The organism is Brevibacterium permense, from assembly GCF_025506275.1.
GTDB lineage: Bacteria > Actinomycetota > Actinomycetes > Actinomycetales > Brevibacteriaceae > Brevibacterium > Brevibacterium permense_A.
Genome location: NZ_QYCP01000094.1, coordinates 185281 through 210902 on the forward strand (window position 1 = coordinate 185281; position 25622 = coordinate 210902).

21 protein-coding genes and 2 pseudogenes are annotated in these 25622 nt (G+C 64.5%); 14 read left to right on the forward strand and 9 right to left on the reverse strand.

Annotated elements, in window-relative coordinates; all coding sequences use genetic code 11:
• Positions 1 to 41: 41 nt before the first annotated feature.
• Both D3I60_RS16000 and D3I60_RS16005 read left to right on the forward strand, forming a co-directional pair.
• A complete protein-coding gene (locus D3I60_RS16000) occupies positions 42 to 1271 on the forward strand; it encodes a CaiB/BaiF CoA transferase family protein (RefSeq protein ID WP_262777497.1) in 1230 nt (409 codons plus the stop codon).
• Entirely contained in the window at positions 1268 to 2032 is a 765-nt protein-coding gene (locus D3I60_RS16005; RefSeq protein WP_262777499.1) for an enoyl-CoA hydratase, read from the forward strand. Before D3I60_RS16000 ends, D3I60_RS16005 begins: the two co-directional genes overlap by 4 nt.
• Positions 2033 to 2052: 20 nt before the next feature.
• Here D3I60_RS16005 and D3I60_RS16010 read toward each other — a convergent pair whose 3' ends face one another.
• From D3I60_RS16010 to D3I60_RS16025, 4 genes are all read right to left on the reverse strand, one after another.
• A complete protein-coding gene (locus tag D3I60_RS16010; RefSeq protein WP_262777501.1) occupies positions 2053 to 2469 on the reverse strand; it encodes a VOC family protein in 417 nt (138 codons plus the stop codon).
• Positions 2470 to 2646: 177 nt separating this feature from the next.
• Positions 2647 to 4203 carry an aspartate ammonia-lyase gene (locus D3I60_RS16015; RefSeq protein WP_262777503.1) on the reverse strand — a complete coding sequence of 519 codons (1557 nt, stop codon included), beginning with the start codon at positions 4201 to 4203 and terminating at the stop codon, positions 2647 to 2649.
• A gap of 15 nt (positions 4204 to 4218) precedes the next feature.
• On the reverse strand, positions 4219 to 5580 hold the full coding sequence (locus D3I60_RS16020; RefSeq protein ID WP_262777504.1) for a flavin-containing monooxygenase: 1362 nt from the start codon (positions 5578 to 5580) through the stop codon (positions 4219 to 4221).
• Positions 5581 to 5779: 199 nt separating this feature from the next.
• On the reverse strand, positions 5780 to 6706 hold the full coding sequence (locus tag D3I60_RS16025; protein WP_262777506.1) for a LysR substrate-binding domain-containing protein: 927 nt from the start codon (positions 6704 to 6706) through the stop codon (positions 5780 to 5782).
• A gap of 130 nt (positions 6707 to 6836) precedes the next feature.
• Here D3I60_RS16025 and D3I60_RS16030 point away from each other — a divergent pair, with 130 nt between their 5' ends.
• The 5 genes from D3I60_RS16030 to D3I60_RS16050 all read left to right on the forward strand — a co-directional run bounded on the left by D3I60_RS16030 (position 6837) and on the right by D3I60_RS16050 (position 12161).
• Positions 6837 to 7289 (forward strand): RidA family protein, encoded by a 453-nt coding sequence (locus D3I60_RS16030; protein WP_262777508.1) that lies wholly within the window; start codon positions 6837 to 6839, stop codon positions 7287 to 7289.
• A complete protein-coding gene (locus tag D3I60_RS16035) occupies positions 7286 to 7969 on the forward strand; it encodes a DUF1028 domain-containing protein (RefSeq protein ID WP_262777509.1) in 684 nt (227 codons plus the stop codon). The genes D3I60_RS16030 and D3I60_RS16035 overlap by 4 nt, the downstream gene beginning before the upstream one ends.
• Entirely contained in the window at positions 7966 to 9108 is a 1143-nt protein-coding gene (locus D3I60_RS16040; RefSeq protein WP_262777511.1) for a M20 family metallopeptidase, read from the forward strand. Before D3I60_RS16035 ends, D3I60_RS16040 begins: the two co-directional genes overlap by 4 nt.
• 59 nt (positions 9109 to 9167) lie before the next feature.
• Positions 9168 to 10571 carry an MFS transporter gene (locus D3I60_RS16045; protein WP_262777513.1) on the forward strand — a complete coding sequence of 468 codons (1404 nt, stop codon included), beginning with the start codon at positions 9168 to 9170 and terminating at the stop codon, positions 10569 to 10571.
• A 69-nt stretch (positions 10572 to 10640) separates the two neighbouring features.
• Complete coding sequence (locus tag D3I60_RS16050) at positions 10641 to 12161, forward strand: aldehyde dehydrogenase family protein (RefSeq protein ID WP_262777515.1); 1521 nt, start codon at positions 10641 to 10643, stop codon at positions 12159 to 12161.
• Positions 12162 to 12371: 210 nt separating this feature from the next.
• Here D3I60_RS16050 and D3I60_RS16055 read toward each other — a convergent pair whose 3' ends face one another.
• Positions 12372 to 12926: a TetR/AcrR family transcriptional regulator gene (locus D3I60_RS16055; RefSeq protein ID WP_262777517.1), complete on the reverse strand. Its 555-nt coding sequence runs from the start codon at positions 12924 to 12926 to the stop codon at positions 12372 to 12374.
• 214 nt (positions 12927 to 13140) lie between these two features.
• Here D3I60_RS16055 and D3I60_RS16060 point away from each other — a divergent pair, with 214 nt between their 5' ends.
• Genes D3I60_RS16060 through D3I60_RS16070 form a run of 3 tightly spaced genes read left to right on the forward strand, consistent with a single transcriptional unit; the run spans position 13141 to position 16381 of the window.
• Positions 13141 to 14748, forward strand: a complete 1608-nt coding sequence (locus D3I60_RS16060; protein ID WP_262777518.1) for an AMP-binding protein — start codon at positions 13141 to 13143, stop codon at positions 14746 to 14748.
• Between the two features lie 23 nt (positions 14749 to 14771).
• Complete coding sequence (locus tag D3I60_RS16065) at positions 14772 to 15626, forward strand: enoyl-CoA hydratase/isomerase family protein (RefSeq protein WP_262777519.1); 855 nt, start codon at positions 14772 to 14774, stop codon at positions 15624 to 15626.
• A complete protein-coding gene (locus D3I60_RS16070) occupies positions 15623 to 16381 on the forward strand; it encodes an SDR family oxidoreductase (protein WP_262777521.1) in 759 nt (252 codons plus the stop codon). The genes D3I60_RS16065 and D3I60_RS16070 overlap by 4 nt, the downstream gene beginning before the upstream one ends.
• A gap of 297 nt (positions 16382 to 16678) precedes the next feature.
• Here the strand turns inward: D3I60_RS16070 and D3I60_RS16075 are convergent, their stop codons facing one another.
• Entirely contained in the window at positions 16679 to 18358 is a 1680-nt protein-coding gene (locus D3I60_RS16075) for an amidohydrolase (RefSeq protein ID WP_262777523.1), read from the reverse strand.
• Positions 18355 to 19758 (reverse strand): APC family permease, encoded by a 1404-nt coding sequence (locus D3I60_RS16080; protein ID WP_262777525.1) that lies wholly within the window; start codon positions 19756 to 19758, stop codon positions 18355 to 18357. Before D3I60_RS16080 ends, D3I60_RS16075 begins: the two co-directional genes overlap by 4 nt.
• A 193-nt stretch (positions 19759 to 19951) precedes the next feature.
• On the opposite strand from D3I60_RS16080, the pseudogene D3I60_RS19390 reads away from it, so the two are divergent.
• Both D3I60_RS19390 and D3I60_RS16085 read left to right on the forward strand, forming a co-directional pair.
• Positions 19952 to 20098: pseudogene (locus D3I60_RS19390) on the forward strand (LacI family DNA-binding transcriptional regulator); the annotation flags it as partial.
• 84 nt (positions 20099 to 20182) lie between these two features.
• The gene (locus D3I60_RS16085) at positions 20183 to 20977 is read left to right on the forward strand and encodes a LacI family DNA-binding transcriptional regulator (protein WP_262777527.1); all 795 of its coding nucleotides are present in this window, start codon (positions 20183 to 20185) and stop codon (positions 20975 to 20977) included.
• Positions 20978 to 21075: 98 nt separating this feature from the next.
• Here the strand turns inward: D3I60_RS16085 and D3I60_RS16090 are convergent.
• Together D3I60_RS16090 and D3I60_RS16095 are read right to left on the reverse strand one after the other, a co-directional pair.
• Positions 21076 to 21225 (reverse strand): annotated as a pseudogene (locus tag D3I60_RS16090) (transposase); the annotation flags it as partial.
• A 120-nt stretch (positions 21226 to 21345) separates the two neighbouring features.
• Positions 21346 to 21960, reverse strand: coding sequence for a TetR/AcrR family transcriptional regulator (locus tag D3I60_RS16095; protein ID WP_262777529.1), 615 nt, complete (start codon positions 21958 to 21960; stop codon positions 21346 to 21348).
• A 137-nt stretch (positions 21961 to 22097) separates the two neighbouring features.
• On the opposite strand from D3I60_RS16095, the gene D3I60_RS16100 reads away from it, so the two are divergent.
• Together D3I60_RS16100 and D3I60_RS16105 are read left to right on the forward strand one after the other, a co-directional pair.
• On the forward strand, positions 22098 to 23654 hold the full coding sequence (locus tag D3I60_RS16100; protein ID WP_262777530.1) for an APC family permease: 1557 nt from the start codon (positions 22098 to 22100) through the stop codon (positions 23652 to 23654).
• A 6-nt stretch (positions 23655 to 23660) separates the two neighbouring features.
• Complete coding sequence (locus tag D3I60_RS16105) at positions 23661 to 25622, forward strand: primary-amine oxidase (protein ID WP_262777532.1); 1962 nt, start codon at positions 23661 to 23663, stop codon at positions 25620 to 25622.

The following is a 25622-nucleotide window of genomic DNA, read 5'->3' on the forward strand; positions in this document are numbered from 1 at the left end:
CCGAAACGACTGAGACGAACCGACCGATCAGAGAGGACGAGATGAGTGAGGACTCAGCACCAGGACCGCTGTCGGGGGTGACCGTGCTCGAGCTCGGCGTGTTCATCGCCGGACCGTACGCGTCGATGCAGCTAGCCGATATGGGCGCCCGCGTGATCAAGATCGAACCGCCCAGCGGCGATCCGATGCGCTCTTCAGGGCCGTTCGTCGATGGCGAGTCGAGCCCGTTCATCCGCCTCAACCGCAATAAGGAGTCGATCGTCCTCGACCTCAAATCAGACGCAGGCAGGGCGGGTCTGCACAGTCTGCTCGCCGAGGCGGATGTGCTCGTGGAGAACATGCGACCCGGGGCGCTGACAAAGATGGGGTTCGGGTACGAGGATCTGCGTCAGGACCATCCCGGGCTCATCTACGCTTCCGCCTCCGGGTGGGGTCAGGACGGTCCGCTGGCTCCGCTGGCCGGCCTCGACATCATGGCGCAGGCCCGGTCGGGACTGATGAGCATCACAGGATTCCCCGATCAGCCGCCGGCGAAGGTCGGGGTGCCGATCTCCGATCTCTCGACCGCTCTCTACGTCGCGCTCGGCATCGTCTCGGCGCTGTATGAGCGGCGCGAGTCCGGGCAGGGCCAGTACCTCGACGTCTCTCTCTTCGAATCCGCCGTGTCCTTGGCGGTGTGGGAGGCCGGCGGGTACTTCGGCGCCGGGACGGTGAGCCGACCGAACGGCTCGGCGCATCAGGCGCAGGCACCGTATCAGGCGATCGAGGTCGGCGACGGGTTCGTCACCATCGGTGCGAACACCCCAGCCACGTGGATGCGGTTCTGCTCGGCCTTCGACCTCGCCGATCTCGAGCACCACCCGAAGTACGCCGAGCCCGAGCTGCGGTTCGCCAACAGGGAGGCTCTCATCGCCGTCATCGAGGATCGGCTGCGGAAGCGCACCATCGCCGAGGTGGTCGAGGAGATGAATCGCGTCGGCGTCCCGGCCGCCCCGATCAATGACTACGAGCAGGTCTTCACCGACGCTCACCTGCGGGAACGGAACTTCTTCTGGCCTTCCCAGCACCCCCGCCTCGGCGAGGTGACGCAGGTGGGCAACCCGATGCGCTTCTCCCGTTCGCCGCTGACCCACGGCCCTGCCGGACCGTCACTCGGCGCGGACACCGACCGGGTGCTCGCGGAGTTCGCGGGCACTGCGGAGACGGGCGCTGCCGGATCGGGCACCGCCGATGCCGGAGCCCGCAACGTCACCGAGGAGGTCCGGCCATGAGCGATCATGTGCTCACCGAAGTGGTCGGGGCCGGTCTGCGCGTGACCTTCAACCGTCCCGAGGCCCGCAATGCGATGACGTTCGAGATGTACCAGAAGCTCGCCGAGGCGGCTGCCCGGGTCGACGCGGATCCGGATCTGCGTGCCCTCGTCCTTCGCGGAGCCGGGGGTCGGGCCTTCGTCGCCGGCACGGACATCGCGCAGTTCCGTGGGTTCACCGGTGAGGACGGTGTCGCGTACGAGCGGCGCATCGACGAGGTGCTCGGTGCCCTGGCCGCGGTCGACAAACCGGTCATCGCCGTCATCGACGGCCACTGTGCGGGCGGAGGACTGGGAATCGCGTGCTGCGCGGATCTGCGGATCGGATCTGCCTCCTCGGCGTTCTCCGTTCCCATCGCTCGGACCTTGGGCAACACTCTCTCGGCGAACACGCTGCGCCGGCTGGTCCGGGCTTTCGGCGAACCGCGGACCGCGTCGATGCTCATCACCGCACGGAAGGTCGACGCCCAGGAGGCGCTGGCCTCCGGATTTCTCACAGCGGTCGCCGAGGATCTCGATGCCGAAGCCGAGGCCCTCATCGATCGGGTCGTGTCCGGGGCACCGTTGACGCAGTGGGCGATCAAGGAGAATCTCCGCCGGCTGGCCGACGGCAATCCCGTCGACGATGCCGATGTCGTCTCACGGGTCTACGGCAGCCAGGACTTCGCGAACGCCGTCGAAGGCTTCCTCACCAAGACCCCGGTGGAGTGGACCGGGGAGTAGCCGGTTCTGCCTCGACGCGGCTAGCCGTCAGACGCGGCGGCAGTATCGACGATCCACGGCACCCCGTACTTGTCGAGACACATGCCGAAGCCTTCGGACCAGAACGTCGGCCCCAGCGGCATCTGGACCTCGCCTCCCTCGGACAGTCCGGCGAACACCGTGCCGGCGGCCTCCAGGTCGGAGGCCGTGTAGGACAGAGCGATGCCTCGCCTCGGACCTCCGTCACCTGTGGTGTCGTCCGAGCCCATCAGCAAGGTGTCCCCGAATTTCAGGGCAGCGTGCATGACGGTCTCATCGGTCGAACCGGGCATGCGCTGGTCTTCGGGGACGTCTTTCATCAACATGATCGTCAGCTCGCCGCCGAAGATCTCCTGGTAGCGGTTGAACGCTTCAGCGCATGTTCCGTCGCTGAAGAACAGATAGGCATCAATCGACATCGTGCGTCACCTCTCGGAGCTGTCATCGGTCGGAGAATCAGTGGTTCCACGTGCACAGTGCTCCTGCAAGGTTACGCGCGCGGACACACGACATGTGCAGTCCGGTGATGCCCTGGGCGGACTGCGATCATCGAGCGTCGAAGCAGCAGCGCGCTTGGCGACGGACAACCGAGCCGTTCAGCCCTCCGAATCAGGGATGACGGGAAGCTCCCCGGTCATCTCGTCGCGAGGAACCGCCTCGGCGCTGTCGGCCGAATTGTCGACGCTGTCGTCAGCCGGCATTCCGGTCAGCCGTTCGGGACTGAGGATCTCACCGAGCTGATCTCGCTCGAGCAGGCCGTGTTCGACGACGAGGTCCGAGATCGATTGGTTCCTCGCCAGAGCCTCCTTGGCCAACTTCGCTGCCGAGGCATAGCCGATGACCGGGGCGAGCGCGGTGATGACGGTGACGGAGCGGTCGACGATATCGTTCAGCCGGTCCTCGTTGGCAGTGATTCCGGTGACGCAGTTGACCCGGAATGTCTGGCAGGCCCGTTCGAGCCACGTGATCGACTGGAACAGCGAGTGAGCGACGATCGGTTCGAAGGCATTGAGCTGCAGCTGCCCAGCCTCGACGGCCATGGACACGGTGACATCGGCCCCAGCCACGGAGTACGCGACCTGGGAGACCGCCTCGGGGATGACGGGATTGACCTTGCCGGGCATGATCGACGACCCCGCCTGACGGGCGGGCAGGTTGATCTCGCCGAGGCCGGCCTGCGGTCCCGAGGACAGCAGACGCAGATCGTTGGCGATCTTCGACATCTTCAGCGCACTGCGCTTGAGCGCACCCGAGAACGTGATGAAGACTCCGGTGTCAGAGGTGGATTCGACGAGATCGCCGGCGGTGACCAGATCGAGACCGGTGATCTGTCGCAGGTGCTTGATGACCGCTTCCTTGTAGCCGACCGGGGCGTTGATCGAGGTGCCGATGGCCGTGGCCCCCATGTTCACCTCGCCGAGGAGTGCGACTGCCTCTTCGAGCCGCTGAACGTCCTCACGCAGAGTCACCGCGAACGCGGTGAACTCCTGACCGAGGGTCATCGGCACCGCATCCTGCAGCTGGGTGCGCCCGACCTTGACGATGTGAGCGAATTCCCGCCCCTTGGCCGCGAAGGCGTCGGCGAGCAGGGTGAGCTCGCCGAGGAGGTTCTGCAGTGAGAACGACAGTGCGATCTTGATGGCGGTCGGGTAGGTGTCGTTCGTCGACTGACTGTGGTTGGTATGGTCGTTCGGGTTGAGGAAGGCGTAATCGCCCTTGGGTCGACCGGCGATCTCGAGGGCGCGGTTGGTGATGACCTCGTTGGCGTTCATATTCGTCGACGTGCCGGCTCCGCCCTGGACGACCCCGACGGTGAACTGATCATGGAGCTTGCCGGCCTTGATCTCTTCACACGCGGAGTCGATGAGGTTCGCCCGCTGCTCGTCGAGCGCCCCGATCTCCGCGTTCGCCCGAGCCGCGGCCTGCTTGACGCAGGCGAAAGCGCGGACGAAATCAGGGTAGACGTTGATCGGGCGGCGGGTGATCGGGAAGTTCTCGTTCGCCCGGGCCGTGTGCACGCCCCAATAGGCGGTGTCGGGAATCTCCATGCTGCCGATCGAGTCGGTCTCGGTGCGGGTCGGCACGGTCTGCGGGTTCTGCGAGGTCAGGGGAATCGAAGCGGTCTGCGGTGAGGATGAAGTCGACTCAGTCATAGTGATTTCAGCGTCTCACATTTCGACGGGTGCGGGAATGAGACCTCGGTGACGGCTGTCCGGCTCCTCGGACTGCTGACGGTTTCCTGACCCTGCCGTCTCAACCGCAGCCGCCGTCCTCGGCGTGTAGTCACGGTACATCCGCTGGATGCCGATCTGGTCGGCGAGGTACTTCGCGTCGTGCCACACTCCCCAGATGAAGCTCGACCCGCGTCGGGACAGCCAGGGCAGCCCGAGGAAGTACATACCGGGGACAGGGCTGACCCCGCGCTTCTGCACTGGGTATCCGCTTTCGTCGAGGACGCCGTCGACGCCTAACCAGGAGTAGTCGACACCGAATCCGGTCGCCCAGATCACGGTGCGGATCCCCGCTGCAGCAATGTCGAGTTCGCGGATCGGGTCGCTGACGCTGTCCGGGTCCGGTCCGAGGACGTGCGCCTCGGGCTCGGGTGGCAGGTCGAGGCCGTTGCGTTCGATGTACTCATCGGCTTCACGCAGCAGCGACAGGTAGTTCTCGTCGCCGCGGGCGATGTTCCGCTGCAGGTCGTCACCGATGTGCAGGATGCCGTCGGCATAGGAGTTCGCTCGGCCGAGCAGGGTGATGCCCGAGTTCGCGAGGTCACGGAAGTCGACGGTGTGTCCGCCCTGCGCTCCGCTGACGGCGATCGTGACATGCTCGGCTCCGGCCGGCGGGGTGGCCATGTCCCATTTGCCCAGCACGCCGAGCCACCAGCAGAAATCGCGGCTGCGGTAGGCGCGCGGCGGACGGTCATGGGGACCGACGGCGAGGTGGACCGGTCGACCCGACCGCTGGATCTCGGCGGCGATCTGCACGCCGGACGACCCGGCGCCGACGACGAGGACGCCGCCGTCGTCGAGCTGTTCGGGGTTCTTGTAGTCGTTCGAGTGGATCTGCGTCAGTCCCGCCTCGGCGGGGATGATCTCGGGGATCCGCGGGGTCTGGAACGGGCCCGTGGCGGCGACGACGTAGTCGGCGTCGATGACTCCGGCATCGGTGGCCACGCGGAATCCGCGGGATCCCGCGTTCTCCGTCACCGAGGTGGCACTGACCCCGGTGCGCACCGGCAGGCCCTTGGCCTCGACGAGGGTCTGGAAGTATTCGGCGACCTGTCCCTTCGTGGCGAAGCCGTCGGGATCGGTGACCGCGAACTCCTGTGTGGGGAAGCGATCGTGCCAGGCGGGTCCGTTGGCGACGAGGGAGTCCCACCGGCGGGAGCGCCAGGCCTCGGCGACCCTGTCGCGTTCGAGGACGACATGGGCCACTCCCCGTTCGCTGAGATGCTCGCTCATCGCGACACCGGCCTGGCCGCCGCCGATGACGACGACCTCGGTGGTTTCTGCGGCTGTGTTCGACATGGACACCCTTCCGTCGGTGCCGCGCTGCGGCGGCATCTGCTTCGTTGCTGGCGGGCACAACTTCGATGTTGCCCTGACGCCTTCCAGCAAACCGCAGGTGGAAGCGGCAATGCCAATAGTTCTTCACGGTCCACTGCATCTTATGAATAGATGCAATACTTAGTCGTCGATCGCTTAGGGGTATCTAACGGAAACGCTCTCAGCCTGACTCGGGAGCCACCTCGGCGAGGATCTCGCGGACGACGTCGGACACGGCAGCGGCCTTCGCCGTCTGGCCGGATCGAGCCAGGGTGGACACGGCCACGTGCAGGGTGGGGACGGGATCGGAGATCTCGAGGATCGTCGTCCGCTCCCCCGTGTAGGTCTGTCGGATGCGCGGTCGCTGGTTGAGGATGGAGAACCCGAGGCCCATGGCGACCATCGAGCGCACAGTCTCGTAGCTCGAGCTGCGATAGCGCACATGCGGGGTGATGCCGGCCAGGCGGAGCATGTTGAGGAAGTACTCTCGACTGTCGGGCAGGTCGAGGACGACGAAGTCATCTTCGGCGAGCTCGGACAGCGAGACCTTCTTCCGACGGGCGAGACGGTGATCGGTGCCGACGATGACGTGCGGCCTAGCCTCGCCGACGATCTCGGCGCGGATGCCGTCGGATTCGGTGAGGTCGTAGTTGAGCGCGAGTTCGACCCGCCCGCTGCGCAGGGCGTCGATGCTCTCCTCGTGGTCTCCCTCGACGACCTCCACGGTCAGCTCGGGGTGACGCTCGCCCAATCGCTGGAGCAGCTGCGGCAGCAGGAAGGGCGCGATCGTCTGGAAGCAGGCGATGACGATGGTTCCGCGCACCTCACGCTGTCCGGCCTGGATCGAGTCGACGGCGTCGGTGATCCGCCCGAAGATCTCCCGGGTCTCGTGCAGCAGGCTCTCGCCGGCCGAGGTCAGCACGAGGCCCTTCGAGTGCTGACGCACGAACAGCGGAGCACCGAGGGCCTTCTCCAGCTGGTTGATCGCCGTCGACACCGCCGACTGGGCGATGTGCAGCTCCTGGCTGGCTTCGGTCATATTGAGCGTCTTCGCGCATTCGGCGAAGTACGACAGCTGAGTCAGCGTGATCGCGAATCTCTGCACCATTGCGGCTCCCAGCGATGAAGAATCTGATTTGTAGATGCTCTGACTAAATTATAACTATTTCACAGATGAATGGAATGTCTCGAGAATGGGTGCAGACAACGACCGCTTCACTCGACGAGGAGACACCGCCATGGCAGAGCCGACGCATACACGACTGAGAATGTTCAACACCAAGGACACCTATCCGGAGCAGAATCTCGACAACGATCTCTGCCAGGCCGTCGTCGCCGGCGGTGTCGTCTACCTGCGCGGACAGATCGGTCAGGACCTTGAGACCCGGGAGTCGGTGGGCATCGGCGATGTCACCGCGCAGGCCGAGAAGGCGATGGCGAACATCGCAATGCTGCTCGAAGAAGCCGGCAGCAGCCTCGCCGACATCGTCAAGGTCACCGTCTACATCATCGACCCCCGCTACCGCGAGGACGTCTACCGGACGATGGGCAAGTGGCTCAAGGGAGTCTTCCCCGTCTCGACGGGCATCGTCGTCCAAGCTCTGGCTCGGCCCGAGTGGCTCGTCGAGATCGACGCCACCGCCGTCATCAGCAACACCGCCGAGGCGGGACGGACCGAGGTGGCCCAGTGACCTTCTCGCTCCTCCTCCACGATGCCGAGACCGGGGAGTTCGGCTCCGCGATCTCTTCGTCCTCACCGGCCGTCGCCGCACGCTGCATCAATCTCGCCGACGGGATCGGCGGGGTGAATTCCCAGAACATCACCGACCCGCGGCTCGGCCCGGCCATCATCGACGAGATGCGCGCCGGCAAAGACGCGCAGACGGCACTCGACGCCGTCGTCGCTGCTGCCGATCCGACCGCGATCGACTTTCGGCAGCTCCTCGTCATCGACGCTGCTGGTAACACCGCCGCGCACTCGGGCGCACAGGCACTCGGCATCTTCGGTGCCCGCACCGAGACCAACGCCGTGGCCGGAGGCAATATGCTCGCAAACCTCGAGGTGCTCGACGCCTTCGTCGAGACCGCGCTGTCTGCCACCGGTCGCCTCGAAGAACGCCTCTTCGCAGCCTTCGAGGCAGCGATGGCCGCCGGCGGCGAAGCCGGCCCCGTCCACTCCGCCGGCCTGTCCGTGGTCAACGGCTCAGGCTGGAGGGTCACCGATCTGCGCGTCGATTGGGCCGATGAGGATCCGATCGGGCAGCTCGGCCGCCTCCTCGAGATCTGGATGCCGCAGCGCAACGACTACATCACTCGCGGTCTCGATCCGGCGGCCTCACCGTCCTACGGCGTCCCCGGAGACGACCGATGAACGACGCGGCAACCGCAGTCAAGGATCGAGTCGCCACCCGAATTGCCGAGGTTGTCCCACGGCTCATCGAACTGTCGAACTCCCTCCACGATGACCCCGAGCTCGGCTGGCAGGAGTTCCACTCCTCGGCCGCCGTCGCCGAGGTCTTGGCCGAGCACGGCTTCACCATCGAACGCCCCTACCTCGGGCTCGAGACCGCATTCCGCGCCACGTACGGAACCGGTGAGTTCACCGTCGGCTTCCTCGCCGAGTACGACGCCCTGCCCGGCCTCGGTCATGCCTGCGGCCACAACCTCATCGCCGCGATGAGCGTCGGCGGGGCGATCGGCCTCGCCGAGGCGGCCGCGGAGCTCGGCATCACCGTCGAAGTCATCGGCACCCCGGCCGAAGAGGGCGGCGGAGGCAAGATCGAACTGCTCGACCGCGGGGCCTTCACCGAACTCGACTTCGCGCTCATGGCTCATCCAGCGCCCGTCGATGTCGCCGAGGCCGAACCCTTCGCCGTCACTCATTGGCACGTCGAATACACCGGGCGGGCCGCTCATGCGGCCGCTTATCCCGAGCGCGGAATCAACGCCAATGATGGCTTCCTCATCGCCCAGGTCGCCCTCGGCCTCCTGCGTCAGCAGCTGCCGAATACCGTGCGCGTCCACGGAGTGATGACAAACGGCGGCGAAGCACCCAACGCGATTCCGGAGAAGACCGAAGGCCGCTGGTACGTACGCGCCGAGACGACCGAAGAACTGCTGGCCGTGGAGAAGAAGGTCATCAACTGCTTCGAGGCCGGAGCCCTGGCCACCGGGGCACAACTGACCATCACTCCGGAGAGCCGCCGCTACTCGGAGATGCGCACCGATGAGGCAGCGCTTGAGTACTACCGATCCAACGCCGAGGCTCTGGGCCGGAACTTCGACGTCGACCCTGTCGCCGCGACGATGAACCGTGCCTCGACGGACATGGGCAATGTCTCTCAGATCGTCGACGCCATCCACCCATATATCGGTGTGGGCGGCGATGCGAGCAACCATCAGGCGGCGTTCGCCGAGTCCTGCGTCGGCGAGAGGGCCGAGAGCACACTCATCGACGGCGCCACCGCTCTGGCCTGGACTGCTGCGGACGTGAGCGTCCAGCGCGTCTGAACGACGGCCGCACCGCCAGCACAGCGCTGGCAACCACGATTCCAAAGGAGGATTCGGACATGTCAGGTGACACACAGGCTGCCGAGGGGCTGGCCTATCAGAAAGGTCTGCGCAAGAGCGTGGTCGCCGGCTCCATCGGCGTTCTCGTCCACTGGTTCGACTGGGCCGTCTATGCCTATATGGCCACGACGATCGCGGCGATCTTCTTCCCCGAGGAGGACAGCACGGCAGGACTGCTCGCCACTTTCGCGGTCTTCGCCGTCTCCTTCCTCGTCCGGCCGATCGGCGCGGTCATCTTCGGCCGCCTCGGTGACAAACTCGGACGCAAGCACACCCTGTCGCTGGTCATCCTCGCCATGGCCCTGTCTACGCTCGCACTCGGAGTGCTGCCGACCTACGGAACCATCGGTGTACTCGCTCCGATCCTCCTCATCGTCACCCGCATCGTGCAGGGCCTGGCCGCCGGTGGCGAGTTCGGCAGCGCGGCGGCATTCCTCGGTGAGTTCTCACCGCCCAAGCGCCGAGGCTTCGGCTGCAGCTGGCTCGAGGTCGGTTCGCTGGCCGGGTTCCTGCTCGCCTCCTTCGTCGTCTTCCTCCTCAACCAGGCGCTGACGCCCGACCAGGTGAGCGCATGGGGCTGGAGGATCCCGTTCCTCATCACCGTGCCCCTGGGCTTCATCGGCCTCTACATCCGTCGAAAGATCGAGGACACCCCGGAGTTCTCGGCCCTGCAGAAGATGGAGACCGTCGCCGAGGCGCCCCTGCGCGAGGTGTTCAAGCGCAACCCCAAGCAGTTCCTCCAGACCTGCGGAATGGAGACGTTCATGAACGTCACCTTCTACGTCGTCCTCGTCTACCTGCTCACCTATCAGGAGACCGCTGTCGGCATCGAACCCGGACGGGCAGCGCTGCTGTCGACCCTGGCCTCGGCACTCGGCCTCGTCGTCGTCCCGCTGGCCGGCCTCGCCTCGGACAGGTTCGGACGCAAGCCTGTGCTCATGACCGCGGCGATCGCACTCACGGTGCTCTCGGTTCCGCTGTTCCTCCTCATGGGCGCCGACTACCCCTGGGCGTCGTTCGTCTCGACCTTCGGCCTGGCTTTCATCCTCGCGATCATCCTCGGCACGCACGCCGCCACCGTCGTCGAGCTCTTCCCGACCCGCACGAGGCAGACGGGGCTGTCCATCGCCTATGCGCTGACCGCCGCACTCTTCGCTGGTACTGCGCCGTACATCCTCACCTGGCTCATCGACACCACCGGCAGCACACTGAGCCCCGGCTGGTTCCTCGCCGTCGTCGGCGTCATCGGCATCGTCACCGTCGCCTCGCTGCCCGAGACCCGTGGCATCGACCTGCTGCGCTCCGACGACCTAGAGGAGTCATCGGCAACTCCGGTCGCCGAGGCGGCCGCCCCGACAGATACACCCACAGCGCCCACGGTGGACCCGACCGGCGACCTCTGACCCACTGACCACCGCTTCCCGTCCGCCGACCATCGGCGGGCCCTCGTCACATCCCGAAGGAGACCCTCCATGACCGCGACTCTGACCGACACCTCGACCCGGCCGGCGACCCTGACCGAGTGGCGGGCCGCAGCAGCGGCTCTGACCATCGACGGACGCCCCGTCATCGACGGGCGACGTGTCGACGCCCGCTCGGGGCAGACCTATGCGAAGACGAACCCTGCCACCGGTGAGGTGATCTCGCAGCTCCACCTCGGTGACGGATCCGATATCGATGCGGCCGTGGCGAGCGCTCGCACCGCCTTCGACGCCGGCGAGTGGTCGCGCGCCTCGGCAACGCATCGGCGTGAGGTGCTGCTGCGCCTGGCCGAGCTCATCGAAGCGCGATCGGACGAATTCGCCCTCCTCGACACGCTCGACATGGGCAAGCCGATCGGCGAGTCCTCAACGATCGATGCTCCGGGGGCCGCGGCCCTGTTCCGCTTCTACGGGGAGGCGATCGAGAAGCTCAGTGACGAGATCCCCGTGACACCTGCCGGGTCGACGGCGCTCGTCACGCGCGAACCGCTGGGTGTCATCGGCGTCATCGTGCCGTGGAACTATCCGCTGGAGATCGCGACGTGGAAGATCGCGCCCGCGCTGGCGGCCGGCAATGCGCTGGTCGTCAAACCGCCGGTCGAGGCCTCGCATTCGGTCCTGCTGCTGGCCGAGATCGCTGCCGAGGCGGGGCTGCCTGCGGGCATCCTCAACGTCGTTCCCGGTCGCGGCTCCGTAGTCGGATCCGCGCTCGGTCGGCACATGGATGTCGACATGCTCGGCTTCACCGGGTCCACCGAGGTCGCCAAGCAGCTGCAGGTCTACGCCGGTGAGTCGAACATGAAGCGCCTCGCTCTCGAGGCCGGGGGCAAGAGCGCGAACGTCATCTTCGCCGACACCGATGACCTCGCTGCTGCGGCCCGGAAGGCGGCGTTCGGCATCTTCTACAACCAGGGCGAGGTCTGCTCGGCTACCTCACGGATCTTCGTCGAACGCCCCGTGTACGAGGAGTTCGTCCATCTGCTCGAACACGCGGCGGAGGACTTCCAGCCCGGAGATCCGCTCGATCCCGACAGCGCGATCGGCTGCCTCGTGTCCGAGAAGCACGCCGATGAGGTCTGGGAATGCATCGAAGAGGCCCGCGCGGACGGAACCGTCGTCCAGGGCGGCAACCGCCCGGCGATCAACGGACGACGCACTTTCGTCGAGCCGACGATCATCACGGACCTGCCTGACGATCACCGTCTGCACAGCCACGAGATCTTCGGACCGGTCGCCCTCGTCACCCCCTTCGACACCGAGGAAGAGGCGATCGCCAAGGCGAATGAGACGCCGTACGGTCTGGCCGCGGCCCTGTGGACGGGAAGCATGGCCCGGGCCCATAGAGTCTCAGCGCGCCTGGTCGCCGGCACCGTGTCGGTCAACACCGTCGACGCACTGGGCTTCACCACGCCCTTCGGCGGGTTCAAGCAGTCCGGCTTCGGCCGCGACCTGTCCGTCCACGCCCTAGAGAACTACTCGGACTTCAAGACGACCTGGCTGCAATGGGGGTGAGCGGGCCCACCGCTCCAGGCTGGAGCCCGGGTGTGATCCGATCTTCGGGTCAGCTTCTGGTATCGAGCAGAGTCAAACCCCACGCCTCATTACCCAGCGTGTTCCGCTGAAGAGTCCTCGCATCTCGCCGACCATGGCTGGTCGGTCAGGCCGCATCCCGTCGCGTCGGGGAATCGGCCAACCGACCGACTCTGCCACGCGGCTCGCGAGTCAGCTCTGTGATCCGTCGACTCGCCCCAATCCCTTGAGCAGGATGTCGCCGAGCTCTGAGAATGCCTGGCCCGCCCCGAGCCCTGTGTCCTCGGGCAGGCGACCGGAGTGGATGCCTTCGATCGCCCAGCCGATGAGGTGACCGGCGAAGTTCGTGTTGATATCCCGGAAGTGTCCGCTTTCGACGCCGTGCTGGATGAGGGACTGAACGCGCCTGGCGGCGGCGGCGGAGTTGACGGTGTAGACCTCGGCGGTGGGTCCGAAGGACACCATATCCCGGTAGAACGCGGGCGACTGCTCCGACATCGCTGCACCGACACCTTTCAGGTAGGCCGAGATCCGCAGACCGGGATCGTCGATGCCGGAGATGGATTCTTCGATCCTCGTTGTGGCGAGGCGGAAGAAGCGTTTGGTGACTGCGACGACCAGTTGTTCCTTCGTGGGCGCTACGGAATAGATCGTCGATTTCGAGCAGTGCAGGCGACGGGTCAACTCGTCGACACTGATGGTGGTGAAGCCCTCTGACAGGAATTCGCTGCTGATCTGTTCCAGCAATGACTCCCTGCGCCCCTCGTCGACCTTTCGCCGACGAGGTGTGCGAAGAGCAGGTGCTGTACGGCTGGAACTCATTTTCTCAGTATCACATACCGCCGGTGCGACGTTTCCGAGCGACGTGATTGATCCATTCGGACATACGTATTGACCGTCGCATCCTGTTTGGGTACGTTACAACTATTAATCGTACTCTAAACAGTATCTAGGAGTGGTTGTGGTTACCGAAGCTGCTGACCTCAATGTCCGAGTGCAGGAGATCTGCACTGAGTTCAAGGATCCGAGTCTCACCGTTGCCGAACAGCTGTGCGACAGACATGACGCCGACGCTGTGGCCTTCACGTTCATCGATTCTGCGCTGGGCGGCACAGACGTCACCTTCGGCGAGCTTGCCGACAGGTCGCGCCGAATCGCCGGCGTGCTCGCTGCCGAAGGAGTCGGGCCGGGCAGCCGCGTGGCATCGTTGATGAGCAAGGGGGCCGATCTGCCGGCGCTGATGCTCGGGATCTGGCGGCTCGGCGCGGTGTACGTTCCTCTATTCACCGCGTTCGCCGCCGATGCTGTCACTGATCGTCTGGAACGCTCGGAAACGGCAGTGGTCGTGACCGACGCCAAATGGCGCGATAAGCTCACCGACGGACCGTGGTCTGTGCTCGTCGCAGGCGCTGAGGCCGACGGCGAGGAGTCTTTGGAGCATCGACTCGATGGCGCTCAGCCTGTTGAGGGCGACACGCCAACGGGTCCAGATGTTCCGCTGGTACATATGTTCACCTCCGGCACGACAGGCAAACCCAAGGCTGTCATTCACCCCAAGTCCTATATCGCCGGGTGGCAGGGGTATCTTGAGTTCGCACTCGGTGTCACGAGCGGCGAAGATGTCTTCTGGTGCGGAGCCGACCCCGGTTGGGCATACGGCCTGTATACGGCGATCATCGGGCCGATGGTGGCGGGACATCGAAGTCTGCTGACCATCGGCGCCTTCACACCCGAAGCGACGTGGGATGTCTTGGAGAAGTTCGAGGTCACTGACTTCGCGTCGGCTCCGACGGCGCTGCGGGCGATGCGCAACAGCGACGCCGCGCGGCCCCTGCCGCATCTGCGCAGGCTCTCCAGCGCAGGTGAACCCCTGACACCGGATGTGCTGGAGTGGACCGAATCCATCGGTGTGACCGTGCATGATCATTTCGGGCAGACGGAGATCGGCATGAGCGTCGGATTCCCCCATCACTCGGCGATCGAGATCGCCCCAGAACCGAAATCGACAGGGATCAGTTTCCCCGGATGGACGATGACAGTCCTCGACCTCGCCCACAATAGTCCTGCAGAGGTGGACGAGATCGGCCGATTGGCCCTCGAGGTCGATTCCAGCCCGTTCTTCACGTTCACCGGCTACGGCACCGACAGAGACTTCAGATCCGACAGGTTCACCGACGATGGTGCTCACTACCTCACCGGCGATCTGGCTCGTGTCGACGAGGCGGGAATCTTCCACTTCTCCTCGCGCGATGACGATGTCATCCTCATGGCTGGCTACCGCATCGGACCGTTCGAGATCGAATCCACACTGCTGGCACATCCCGCAGTCGTGGAAGCCGCTGTTGTGGCAGCGCCCGATGAGATGCGCGGAGAGATCGCCCACGCGTTCATCGTCGTCGAGGACCCCACTTCGACCGAGGGCCTGGAGGCAGAACTGCAGCAGTGGGTGAAAGACAACTACGCCGCGCACGCCTATCCGCGCCGAATCGACTTCGTTGACGAACTGCCCAAAACCCCCAGCGGCAAGGTCCAGCGCGCCGTGCTGCGCAAGAATCTTGCCACCAGCTGATGACAAGCAGAAGGATCACAGCATTGAACGATGAGGACCAGAGCATAGCCACGAGGGGTTCCGATGACGAGGTGCTGCTCGTCGAGGGACACGGAGACACCGAGGTCTGGCGGTTCAACCGGCCGGCGGCCCGCAATGCGCTGAACCCCGATCTGGTTGCCCGACTGCGCGCCGAGCTCGAACGCACCAAAGCGTCGGGCATCCGAGCGGTCGTCCTCGCCGGCAATGGACAGAGCTTCTGCACCGGCGCCGACTTGAAATACCTTATTGACTGCGCCGAGTCGGGTGCCGATCCGCGACCGTTCCTGCAGTCCATCTGCGATCTCACTGTCGAGATGGAACATTCTCCGATCGTGTTCTTCGCAGCCGTGCACGGACATGCGGTTGCCGGTGGATTCGAATTGGCCCTGGCTGCCGACGTCGTCATCGCTGCGGAGGGGACGCTGATCGGTGACGGGCATGTGAAGAACAACCTCGTCCCCGGCGGCGGTTCGAGCGTGCGAATCGTCAGCAAGCTCGGGGCCGGTCACGCGAGATGGCTGGCATTGAGCGGGCAGCTCATCGACGCTGCCGAATTGCGGTCGACAGGGTGGGTGCACGAAATCGCAGCTGCGCACGTAGACGGGGATCATTCGGACCCCCTCGTGGATTCTCCGACAGCTGTGGTCGACCGCGCATTGGAACTCGCCGAGGTGGTCAATGCAGTTTCACTGGACGCGCGCACCCGGTTCAAAGCACGTCTCGTCGGAGACAGGGCTGTCACTGAGGCCGCGTTGAGCGCGGAGCTCGATAAGTTCGACGAGCATTGGCGCAGCAGCGATGTCATCGCTGATCTGCGCGCATTCTTCAACTCACGGAAACAGAGGACCCAATCATGAGTAATCGATACGAAGGACAAAGCGTCCTGGTCACCGGAGGAGCCCAAGGGCTCGGCTTGGCCATGGCACACCGATTCGCTGCCGAAGGCGCCAGAGTTCATATCGCCGATGTCGATCCGAAGACTTTGGCGAAGCTGGAAGAAGCACCGATCAATGGGACCGGTCAGTTCATCGCCCATCAGGTTGATGTCAGCGACTCGACAGCGGTCGATGAATGGGTCAATGGGGTTGCTGCGGCTGATGGGCGCATCGATGTGCTGGTCAACAATGCCGGAATCATCCGCGACAACAGAGTCGAAAAGATCGACGATGCCGATTGGGACGCGGTGATCTCGGTGAACCTCACGGCCTCGTTCTACGGGGTACGTGCCGTGATGCCTCATATGAAGGAACGCGAGTACGGGCGGATCGTCTCGTTTTCCTCGATGAGCTGGCGGGGGAACTTCGGACAGGCGAACTATGTCGCCGCCAAGGCGGGCATCGTGGGTCTGACCCGAACGATCGCCTTGGAGGGCGCACGCAAGGGAATTACGGCGAATGCGATCGCGCCGGGTCTGATCGAGACTCCGATGCTGGCCTCGATGAACGCTCCGGCCAGGGAGAAGCTGATCGGCAAAGTGCCGCTGGGACATTCAGGCGATCCGAGCGACATCGCAGAAGCGGCTGCGTTCTTAGCCTCACCCGAGGCCCGGTATATCACCGGAGTCGTCCTCGATGTGGACGGCGGCCTGGGGATCGGTTCGTCGATTCGATAGGCCACGCAGATCCGAACAGCACAATCGGACGGCAGGATGAAGAGTTCTCCATGAGGAGGGGCTAGTGATGAAGATGAACCATGCGGTCACCTTCGTTTGTGGGCATTGGCGAGACGAAGCCATCGAGACGCTCCCCACCCACCTCGGCGAGGAAAATATGCGCCGAGCCGAGCTTCCTCTACGACAAGCCCCGCTGGGAACGACGGTACGGCTGGGCGTGGGACATCGACCTCAACCGAATTCTCAACTCCAGTGAGATCTCTGAACTGCGAGTTCTGGGAAAGAACACCCAGCGCCTCACTCCCTGCGGTGGGTGACGACGCCGTCCGACACCGTGAGGAGCACCTGGCCGGCCCCCAGCGTCTCGGCGTCCACCGTGAGCGGATCCACGTCGAGTACCACGACGCTCGCCGGCTGACCGACTGCGAGGAATCCTCCCGACTCACCGATCGCGGCTTGCGGCCCTGTCGTGTACCCGGCGAGTGCTTCGACGGCGGTGATCGCCTGCTCTGGCAGCACGGGCACAACGCTCGGCTCCTCGACCGGCCGCCGCAGTTGGGCGTCGGCCATGATCGGCAGCACCGGGAACGGTGCGACCGGGTAGTCCGAGCCGAGGGCCAACACGGCCCCCGAGTCGATGACGTCGCGGATGCACCAGGCCCGTGCGGCACGGGTCTGCCCGAGGCGTATCGACCAGTCGTCGCTGCCGTCGGCCTTCGTGTAGTGGGTGCAGTGCGTCGGCTGCATGCTCGCGGCGATACCGGCACGGCCGATCAGCTCAATGACGTCCTTCGGCACGGATTCGATGTGCTCGATCCGGTGCTGCGCGCCCGTGGCCGGCAAGCCGGCCAGAGTCTCGGCGACCTCACGAATGCCACGTTCTCCGATCGCATGCGTGGCGGTGGGTACGCCGGCGGCGTTGAACTTGCGCACCCGCGCCGCGTAGTCCTCGATTCTGCCCCAGACAGACTCGGTGCTCTCGCCTTTGGTGTCAGGCGTCTCGAGCCAGGCGGTTCCTCCCTCGACAGTTCCGTCGATGAAGAACTTCACTCCCCCGACCCGCCAACGCCGGCCGTGCAGAGACTGCTTGGTCACAAGCTCGTCGCATTCCTGATCGCTCATCGCCGGAGTGCACCACGGTGAGATCCGCAGCTTCACGGGCAGCGGGGCATTCGCCTCGGCGGCGGTGAGCAGTTCGGGGATCTCCGGGTCGTTCATGTCCATAACGTGGACCTCGCCGATGCCCTGGGCGGCCATCGCTTCGAGCAGTCCGCGCAGGGCCGCGACCCGTTCATCCAAGCTCTGCACCGGTAAGACTGCCTGGACCTCGGCCATCGCCTCGAATTCGAGCAAATGCCCGGTGGGGGCACCTTCGGCATCGACGACGATGGTCGAGCCGCTGTCCCAGGACCGTGCGCCGCTGATCCTCGCCGAACGCAATGCGGCCGGCGAGGCGATCGCGGAGTGGGCGTCGAACATGGTCACATAGGCTTTTCGGTCGTCGCCGAGTGCCGAGCGCAGGACCTCGTTCGTAATGGCGCCGTCTGTGAAGTGGTTCGGATCGAGTCCCCACCCGAGAACCCAGTCCCCGCCCTCGGAGTCGACACGCTCTGCTTCGGCCACGAGCGCATCGGCAACGTCCTTGAGGCTGCGGGTGCTCGAGAGATCGGCGCCGCGAGCTGTCGACAGGCTCATGATCGGATGGGCATGAGCGTCAGTGAAGGCCGGTACGATCGTGCCGTCGAGATCGATGATCTCCGTAGCCGAGGTGGCAGTCGCGTCTATCTCGGAAGCCGGCCCGAGTCCGATGATCATCCCGTCACTCACGGCGATCGCCACGGGCCCTGCACCATTCCCTATGCCCGGGTGCGAGGATTCGGCGTCACCTCCGGCCGGGAGATTCACTTCGGCAGGGCCCATGGTGCGGATGGCTTGAGCGCGGATAATGAGTTCGGGTGATGGTCTGAAAGTGCTCATTTGTGTCCTCTCTCGGGGTGGGTCACGGCGTTCAGGTCGGGGACATCTGCTTCGGAGAAGTCCATTGTCGGTACGGGACGGCTGAAGAAGTGGGTCTTCGCGGCGAGGATGCCGACTCCGATGATTGCCCAGATGCCGCCGATCACCCAGGTGAATGGTTCGAGCGAGGTCCACAGCCAGATGCACAGACCGAATCCGATGAGCGGAAGAAGGCCGTAGCGGATGATTCCCGTGACACTGCGTTCGCCGGTTCCTTTCGCTGGGAAGAGGTACGTCCGGATGACAGAGAGGTTGACCATGCTGAAGGCGGCCAACGCACCGAAGCTGACCATGAATGCGACCTGGTCGAGGGACAGGAAGAGGCAGGACAAGGCGATGACCGAGACGACGCTGGTCGCGATAACCGGAGTCTTGAATCGGCGTGAGAGGCGACCGAGCGGGCGGGGCAGGATTTCGTCGCGGCCCATCGAGAAGAGAATCCGAGAGACCGAGACCTGGCCGGCCAGTCCGGAGCCGAGACAGCCGGCGATCGTCGCGATCACCATGATGACACCGAATACATCGCCGCCAACGAAGTTGGCGAGCACCACCCCGGCCGAATCGAGCACCTCCGAGGGAACTGCCGACCAGTCGTCCGGGTGGTAAGCCAGGGCGCCGACCCAAGAGACGAGGATGAAGATCCCACCGCCGAGGAGGGTGGTCAGAATGATGGCCCGCGGTATGTCACGGTTGGGGCGTTTGGCCTCCTCGGACAACGTGGAAACAGCGTCGAAGCCGAGGAAAGAGAGCGCAAGGATGGCGGCGCCGGTGAGTATCGGGCTGAATCCCTGGGAACCCGGGAGGAACGGCTCGAGCAGACCGGGAGCCTCCGGGTCGCCGATGGCCGATTTGAGTGCGAGGATTCCAAAGGTTGCCACGACGGCGGTGGAGACGGCGACGGTGGCGATATTGAACCGGCTGGCGAGTTTGATGCCGAGGATGTTGAAGATGTAGATGACGACGATCGCGATGAATGCCGGGATCTGCATCGGGATGCTCGGGAACTGGCCGCTGACGTAGAGGCCGAGGATGAGGAAGTTGAGCATCGGAATGAAAAGGTAGTCGAGCATGAGCAGCCAGCCGGCGAGGAACCCGACAGTGCCGCCGAAGGACTGCTGAACGTAGGTGTAGGACGAACCGGCGACGGGGAACTTGTGCACCATTGCCGCGTAGCTCAGAGCGGTGAAGAGCATCGCGACTAGAGCAACGACGTAAGACAGAGGCAGTCGTCCTTCGGTCACCTGGTTGACTATCCCGTACGTGGTGAAGACGGTGCCCACGGCCATATAGGACAAGCCAAAGAGCGTCAGGCCCGTCAGGCCGAGCGCTCTCGTGAGGTGCGGTGCGGATTGCTGAGCCACGGTCTCTCCTTCGAGTGGGTGTCTCCGATGTGACGTCGAGTGCATTCGGCGTGAGGTCGACATAGCCGTCGTACGGTCGTTCTGGGGTCACAAGCAGCGTGCTGGGCGTATCTGATGCAGTGTTTCGTATCGATACTAAATCGGTTAAGTGATTGGCGCAACAGCTTCTCAACGTTCTGCTACGGTCAGACTCATGACACAGCCTTGTCCTGCTACGCTCAAACAGGTTGCCGAGCAGGCGAAAGTCTCGCGAGCGGCGGCTTCCTTCGCGCTGTCCGGCCGACCGGGGGTCTCTGATACCACTCGGGCTCGAGTGCTGCGGATCGCTGAAGAGCTCGGATACTTCCCCAATCGCGCGGCTCGAAATCTACGGACGTCCACTTCGGGGATCATCGCAATCTGCTTACCGCCGAACGTGACGACGATGAGTTACTACATGGAGGCGACCTTCGGTGTGATCGACCGCGCCGAGGCGTCAGGACGGGTAGTTACGCTCATCCCTCATTCGCTCGAGGAGACTGGGCGACGTCGGCTGAACGCGGACGGAATCATCGCCTTCGATCCTTCCCCGGATGATCCGATGTTGGCCGACCTGCTTGAGACCGGTCTGCCGCTGGTCAGCGGAGAAAGGATGCCGGCCGAGCTGTCGGCTCCTCGAGGTCAAGTCGTCTCGGATCATTCTGCTTCGACGAGGGAGATCCTCGATTCGTTCGCCGCCGCGGGCGCGACGTGCCCCGCCCTGATCACACCGCAGGAGCAGATGACGTGGGTGCTTGAGGTCGAGGCGGCCTATCGACAGTGGTGTGAGACGCAAGGAGTGGCGCCGCGCCTCGAGGTCGCCTCGCTGGAGGACATTGCGGAATCGACGCGTCGAGCCACCCGTGCACTGCTCACTGGCGATGATTCTGAGACGCCTATTGTCGACGCGATACTGGCGCTGACGGACGGCTCCGTGCTCAACGTCGTCACGTCGGCAGCGGAGTTCGGGCGCTCGGTCGGCGAGGATCTGCTGATCGCCGCAGCCGTTGACTCACCGGTCCTCGGTTACACCGACCCGGCGGTCACTGCGGTCGACCTGCGACCACGCGAGTTCGGCCGCACCTGCATGTCGGTGATGGAACGCGTTCTCGAAGCCGGCGACGCGGAGACTGGGCTGATCACCGAAGTCGTGGGCACGCGTGTCACTCACCGGGCGTCGACTGCCGGGCGGCGAAGGTGAGGCGAAGTTCGACAATCGGAGCCTGAAGCCGCCGGCCTCTAAACTCCGAACGATGCTGCACTAAGGTACCGGAACCCTAGCGCTGAATCACGCAGTGGTTCCACCGCGGCCCGAAGCTCTTCGGCAGCAGCGGTCTTGAACTCGGTGAACCCGTCCATCGCCACGACCTCGATACCATCACGGTGCTCCTTCGACTGTCCGGCCAGCCACGATGTGAACACGGCCTTCGATTGTCCCTGGTCGGTGTCATGGCGCCACTCATCGTCGGCCGTCGGGATACACAGGAGCACTGTTTCTGAAACGGTGTCTTGCTGGCCCATACAGTGCAGGTCGAGTGCATAGGGGCGGCAGAATGTGATGAAATCCAGTCATTCTGATGTCGTCTCCACCAGCCTGCACCCGGTCAGCACCTCGGCGTTGGCCGCGATGAGTTCGAAGATGTCATCGGCGTCGAGCGGTGTTCCGCCCATGAAGTGCAGTCCGTAGGCGTCCTCAAGAGCCACGAGGTTGCTCGCCGCCGTCTCCACGGGCAACGTCATCGTGAAAGCTCCCGCATCGACGCCCTCGGTGAGCACCGCGGCGTAGAGCGAGACCTCGAGCCGGTAGAGCTCGGCCATGAGACCGGCATGGAAAGTATCCCTGTACGCGTGGGTGTGCAGCTCGTTGAGCACCTGGAAATCGATGTCGTCCGAGGACACGGGGATGCCGCTGCGGATCACCTGAGCCAACTTGGTCTCCGGGGTCTCATCTGCGATCCCCAGTTCGCGCCTTTTCCAATAGAAGCGGGATACCGCATCCTCGTGCACCTCGCGCACCAGATCGCCGAGGTCCGGGTAGTAGTAGGCCACCGACCCGGCCCCGACCTCGGAGTGCGCGGCCACGTCGATGGCACGCAGCCCGTTGAGTCCGCGCTCTGCGATCGCCTTCTTCGCCGCCTGCACCAGCTGTGCCCTACGGCCCTCCTGATTCTTCGGTCGCGCCATGGCCCCATTATCTCCTGAAGTGATGCAGGCAAACGCAGATCGGTATGACCGCACCTCTGTCAATCGGCGATCGTCCGTGCAATTCTTTACGGTGTAACTCAAAGAACTCTATCGGACGCCCACTCACAAGGAGGTGGATGGTGTCTTCCCTTGAACGCACGACTGCATATGCGGACGAACAGAAGCAGCATCTGAAGAAGACGCTCGGCCGATTCGACATCGTGCTCATCGTCATGTCGGCGGTCTTGAGCATTGAGGTCCTCGCCGAGACCGCGGGATTCGGAGCGGAGACCTTCACCTGGACACTCGTCCTCGCGATCTTCTTCCTCGTGCCCTACGCCCTCGTCTTCGCCGAGACCGGCAGCACCTTCGTCGGCGAGGGCGGAGCCTATATCTGGGTCCGCCAGGCCTTCGGACGCCCCGCAGGCGCGATCGCCTCGATACTGAGCTGGGTCACTCAGCCGGTGTGGGTGGGCGGCTCAATGGCCTTCCTCGCCGCCGGCACCTGGAACCAGTTCATCAGCCCGCTCGAGGCCGGATCGATCGGCGACTGGATCTTCAAGATCGTCTTCATCTGGATCACGGTGATCGCGGCGATCCTGTCGTTGGCGAAGGCGAAGTGGCTGCCCACCCTCGGGGGCGTGCTCAAGGTCGTCTTCATCGCGTTCTTCCTCTTCACTACGATCATCTACGCCGCCCAGCACGGAGTTCAGCCGCTCCACCTCTCGGACTTCAGCCCCAGCCTCGGCGGTTTCCTCGGGCTCGTCCCGCTCCTGCTCTTCTCCTACCTCGGGTTCGAGGCCTCGAACAGCGCCTCGGACGAGATGAAGAACCCGAAGAAGGACATCCCCGTCGCAATCGCACGTTCCGGTTTCATCTCCGCGCTCTGCTATCTCCTACCGGTCCTCGCCATGCTGCTCGTGTTGCCGACCGAGACGATCACCGGCATCGGCGGACTCCTCGACGCCGTGCAGACGGTCTTCACCGTCTACGGTCCCGCCGCTGAGATCATGGTGGTACTCGCAGCCCTGATGTTCGTCATCATCCTCGCCTCCCAAGGCGCGGCGTGGATGATCATGAGCGATCGGATGCAGGCACTGACCGCGGCCGACGGCGCCTTCTTCGGAGGATTCTTCGGCAAGATCTCCCGCAGCCTCGGCACCCCGGTCAACGTCAACCTGCTCTCGGGCACCGTCGCCACGGTCTTCCTCATCGCGGCCATGCAGCTCAGCGGTGACGCCGGTGCACTGTTCGGGGTCGTCCTCTCGATCTCCATCTCGACCTTCCTGCTCAGCTACCTGCTCATCATCCCCGCGGCAATCAAGTTGCGGTGGAAGCACCCCGGCATCGAACGCCCCTTCCGGGTGCCAGTCAGCAATGTCGGGTTCACCATCCTCGGCGGCATCGCCTTCCTCTGGATCCTGCTCGGCTCCTGGGTCGCGATCTTCCCCGGCACGCTCGATCAACTCTTCGGCCAGGAGTACAACTTCCTCGACGAATGGGGCGTCGATCAGGGCCCATTCACTGCGCTCACTCTCGGCACCCTCGTCGCCCTGGGCGCACTTGCGCTCATCGGGTATGTGCGCGGGCACAGGATCCGCGTCTACCGCCCCGTTCCCGCGGACCCTCAGGATCTGCTCGACGACCTCGACCCCGCTCTCGACAGCAAACTCAATACACAGAAAGGCATGTGAAAACTCATGACTGCACCGACAACGACTGCCGTCGGCACTTCGACTGCACATCCCCTCGACCGCCTGACCGGTGAGGAGATCGAGCTCAACCGGGCCATCATCGTCGATGCCGGCCACGTGAGCGAACAGACATTGTTCGCGCTCGTCAGCCTCGTCGAACCGGATAAGCGCGAGGTCATCGCAGGTGCCACCGATCTCGACCGCCGGGTGCGCTCGCTCATCATCGAGCGCAGCACCGGGGAGCAGACGGAGCTCCTCGTCTCGCTGACCGAGCGCAAGGTGCTGATCGCTCGGGTGCTTGATGTCGCGGCCGAAGGTCAGGCACCGATCACCATGACCGAGTACGAAGAGGCCGAGCAGATGATCCGCAATGACGCGACGTGGCGGGCGGCCGTTGAGGCTCGCGGCATCACCGATGTCGAGACCGTGCGCATCTGCGCGCTCTCGGCCGGATGCTTTGACATTCCCGGCGAGGCCGGCCGCCGCCTCGTGCGCGGTTCGTCGTTCATCCAGTCGGACCCGCAGGACAATGCGTGGGCGCATCCGCTCGAGGGGCTCGTCGCCTACCTCGACCTCAACACAGGGGAGGTCGTCGAGGTCGTCGACACCGACATCGTCCCTGTGCCCCAGGAACGCTTCGACTATCACCTCGACTCCTGGCTGCCCGAACCGCGGACGACGCAGAAGCCGATCGAGATCACCCAGCCCGAGGGTGCGAGCTTCACCCTGAACGGGGATGTGCTCGATTGGGAGAAGTGGCAGGTGCGACTCGGTTTCGACCCGGTCGAAGGGCTTGTGCTCCATCAGATCAGCTTCGATGACGAGGGCGAGCGACGCCCCATCGTCTATCGCGCCTCGGTGGCGGAGATGGTCGTGCCCTACGGTGACCCCAGCCCGGTGCGCTTCTGGCAGAACTACTTCGACGCCGGCGAGTACTCGATGGGCAAGAACACGAACTCGCTCGAACTGGGCTGCGACTGCCTCGGCGAGATCCACTACTCGGACGCCGTGCTCGCCGATGATCAGGGGCATGCGCACACGATCACGAACGCCATCTGCATCCACGAGGAGGATGCAGGGATCCTGTTCAAGCACACCGACGAGTTCACCGGAGCCGTCGACGTGCGCCGCAACCGCCGACTCGTCATCTCCTTCTTCATCACCGTCGGCAACTACGACTACGGCTTCTACTGGTACCTCTACCTCGACGGCACGATCGAACTCGAGTGCAAAGCCACCGGCATCGTCTACACGGCCGCATACGGCGACGAGGCTCAGCGGCAGCGCTGGTCGTCACCGCTCGGCGACGAGGGACTGGGCATGCCCTTCCACCAGCACATGTTCTGCGCCCGCCTCGACATGCAGGTCGACGGCATCGCCAACGCCGTCGACGAGCAGGAGGCAGTCCGCGTGCCCTTCGGCGACGACAACCCCTACGGCAACGCCTTCACCCGCAAGCTCACCCGGCTCACCGCCGAGGGCGGACGGACAGCCGATGGGGAGGCCGGACGAGTCTGGCACATCGTCAATCCGGACAAGACCAACCGGCACGGGTTCCCCGTTGGCTATGAGCTGCGGGTGCCCGACGAGCCGACGATGATGGCGGCCGAGGGCTCGTCGATCTCGAAGCGGGCAGGTTTCGGCTCGAAGCACATGTGGCTGACGCATTTCGATGCGGACGAGCGTTTCCCTTCGGGCACGTATCCGAATCAGAACCCGGGGGCCGGGACCATTACGCAGTGGGTCGAGCAGCAGCGTCCGGTCGACGGTGATGACATCGTCGTGTGGGCGTCGTTTGCGATGACGCACTTTCCCCGTCCCGAGGACTGGCCGATCATGCCCGTCGACAAGCTCGGGTTCACAATGAAGCCGTATGGCTTCTTCGACCGGAATCCCGCGCTCGACGTGCCGCGCCCGAAGTCGGGTCACTGCGGTACGGATTCCGGTCACGCCTGCGAGTGTGACTGA

Coding starts and splice junctions, on each gene's coding strand:
- D3I60_RS16095 (WP_262777529.1), bottom strand. CDS start 21,960: ATGGCGCGACCGAAGAATCAGGAGGGCCGTAGGGCACAGCTGGTGCAG.
- D3I60_RS16075 (WP_262777523.1), bottom strand. CDS start 18,358: ATGAGCACTTTCAGACCATCACCCGAACTCATTATCCGCGCTCAAGCC.
- D3I60_RS16045 (WP_262777513.1), top strand. CDS start 9,168: ATGTCAGGTGACACACAGGCTGCCGAGGGGCTGGCCTATCAGAAAGGT.
- D3I60_RS16010 (WP_262777501.1), bottom strand. CDS start 2,469: ATGTCGATTGATGCCTATCTGTTCTTCAGCGACGGAACATGCGCTGAA.
- D3I60_RS16040 (WP_262777511.1), top strand. CDS start 7,966: ATGAACGACGCGGCAACCGCAGTCAAGGATCGAGTCGCCACCCGAATT.
- D3I60_RS16000 (WP_262777497.1), top strand. CDS start 42: ATGAGTGAGGACTCAGCACCAGGACCGCTGTCGGGGGTGACCGTGCTC.
- D3I60_RS16105 (WP_262777532.1), top strand. CDS start 23,661: ATGACTGCACCGACAACGACTGCCGTCGGCACTTCGACTGCACATCCC.
- D3I60_RS16070 (WP_262777521.1), top strand. CDS start 15,623: ATGAGTAATCGATACGAAGGACAAAGCGTCCTGGTCACCGGAGGAGCC.
- D3I60_RS16025 (WP_262777506.1), bottom strand. CDS start 6,706: ATGGTGCAGAGATTCGCGATCACGCTGACTCAGCTGTCGTACTTCGCC.
- D3I60_RS16015 (WP_262777503.1), bottom strand. CDS start 4,203: ATGACTGAGTCGACTTCATCCTCACCGCAGACCGCTTCGATTCCCCTG.
- D3I60_RS16085 (WP_262777527.1), top strand. CDS start 20,183: ATGAGTTACTACATGGAGGCGACCTTCGGTGTGATCGACCGCGCCGAG.
- D3I60_RS16005 (WP_262777499.1), top strand. CDS start 1,268: ATGAGCGATCATGTGCTCACCGAAGTGGTCGGGGCCGGTCTGCGCGTG.
- D3I60_RS16030 (WP_262777508.1), top strand. CDS start 6,837: ATGGCAGAGCCGACGCATACACGACTGAGAATGTTCAACACCAAGGAC.
- D3I60_RS16100 (WP_262777530.1), top strand. CDS start 22,098: ATGGTGTCTTCCCTTGAACGCACGACTGCATATGCGGACGAACAGAAG.
- D3I60_RS16020 (WP_262777504.1), bottom strand. CDS start 5,580: ATGTCGAACACAGCCGCAGAAACCACCGAGGTCGTCGTCATCGGCGGC.
- D3I60_RS16050 (WP_262777515.1), top strand. CDS start 10,641: ATGACCGCGACTCTGACCGACACCTCGACCCGGCCGGCGACCCTGACC.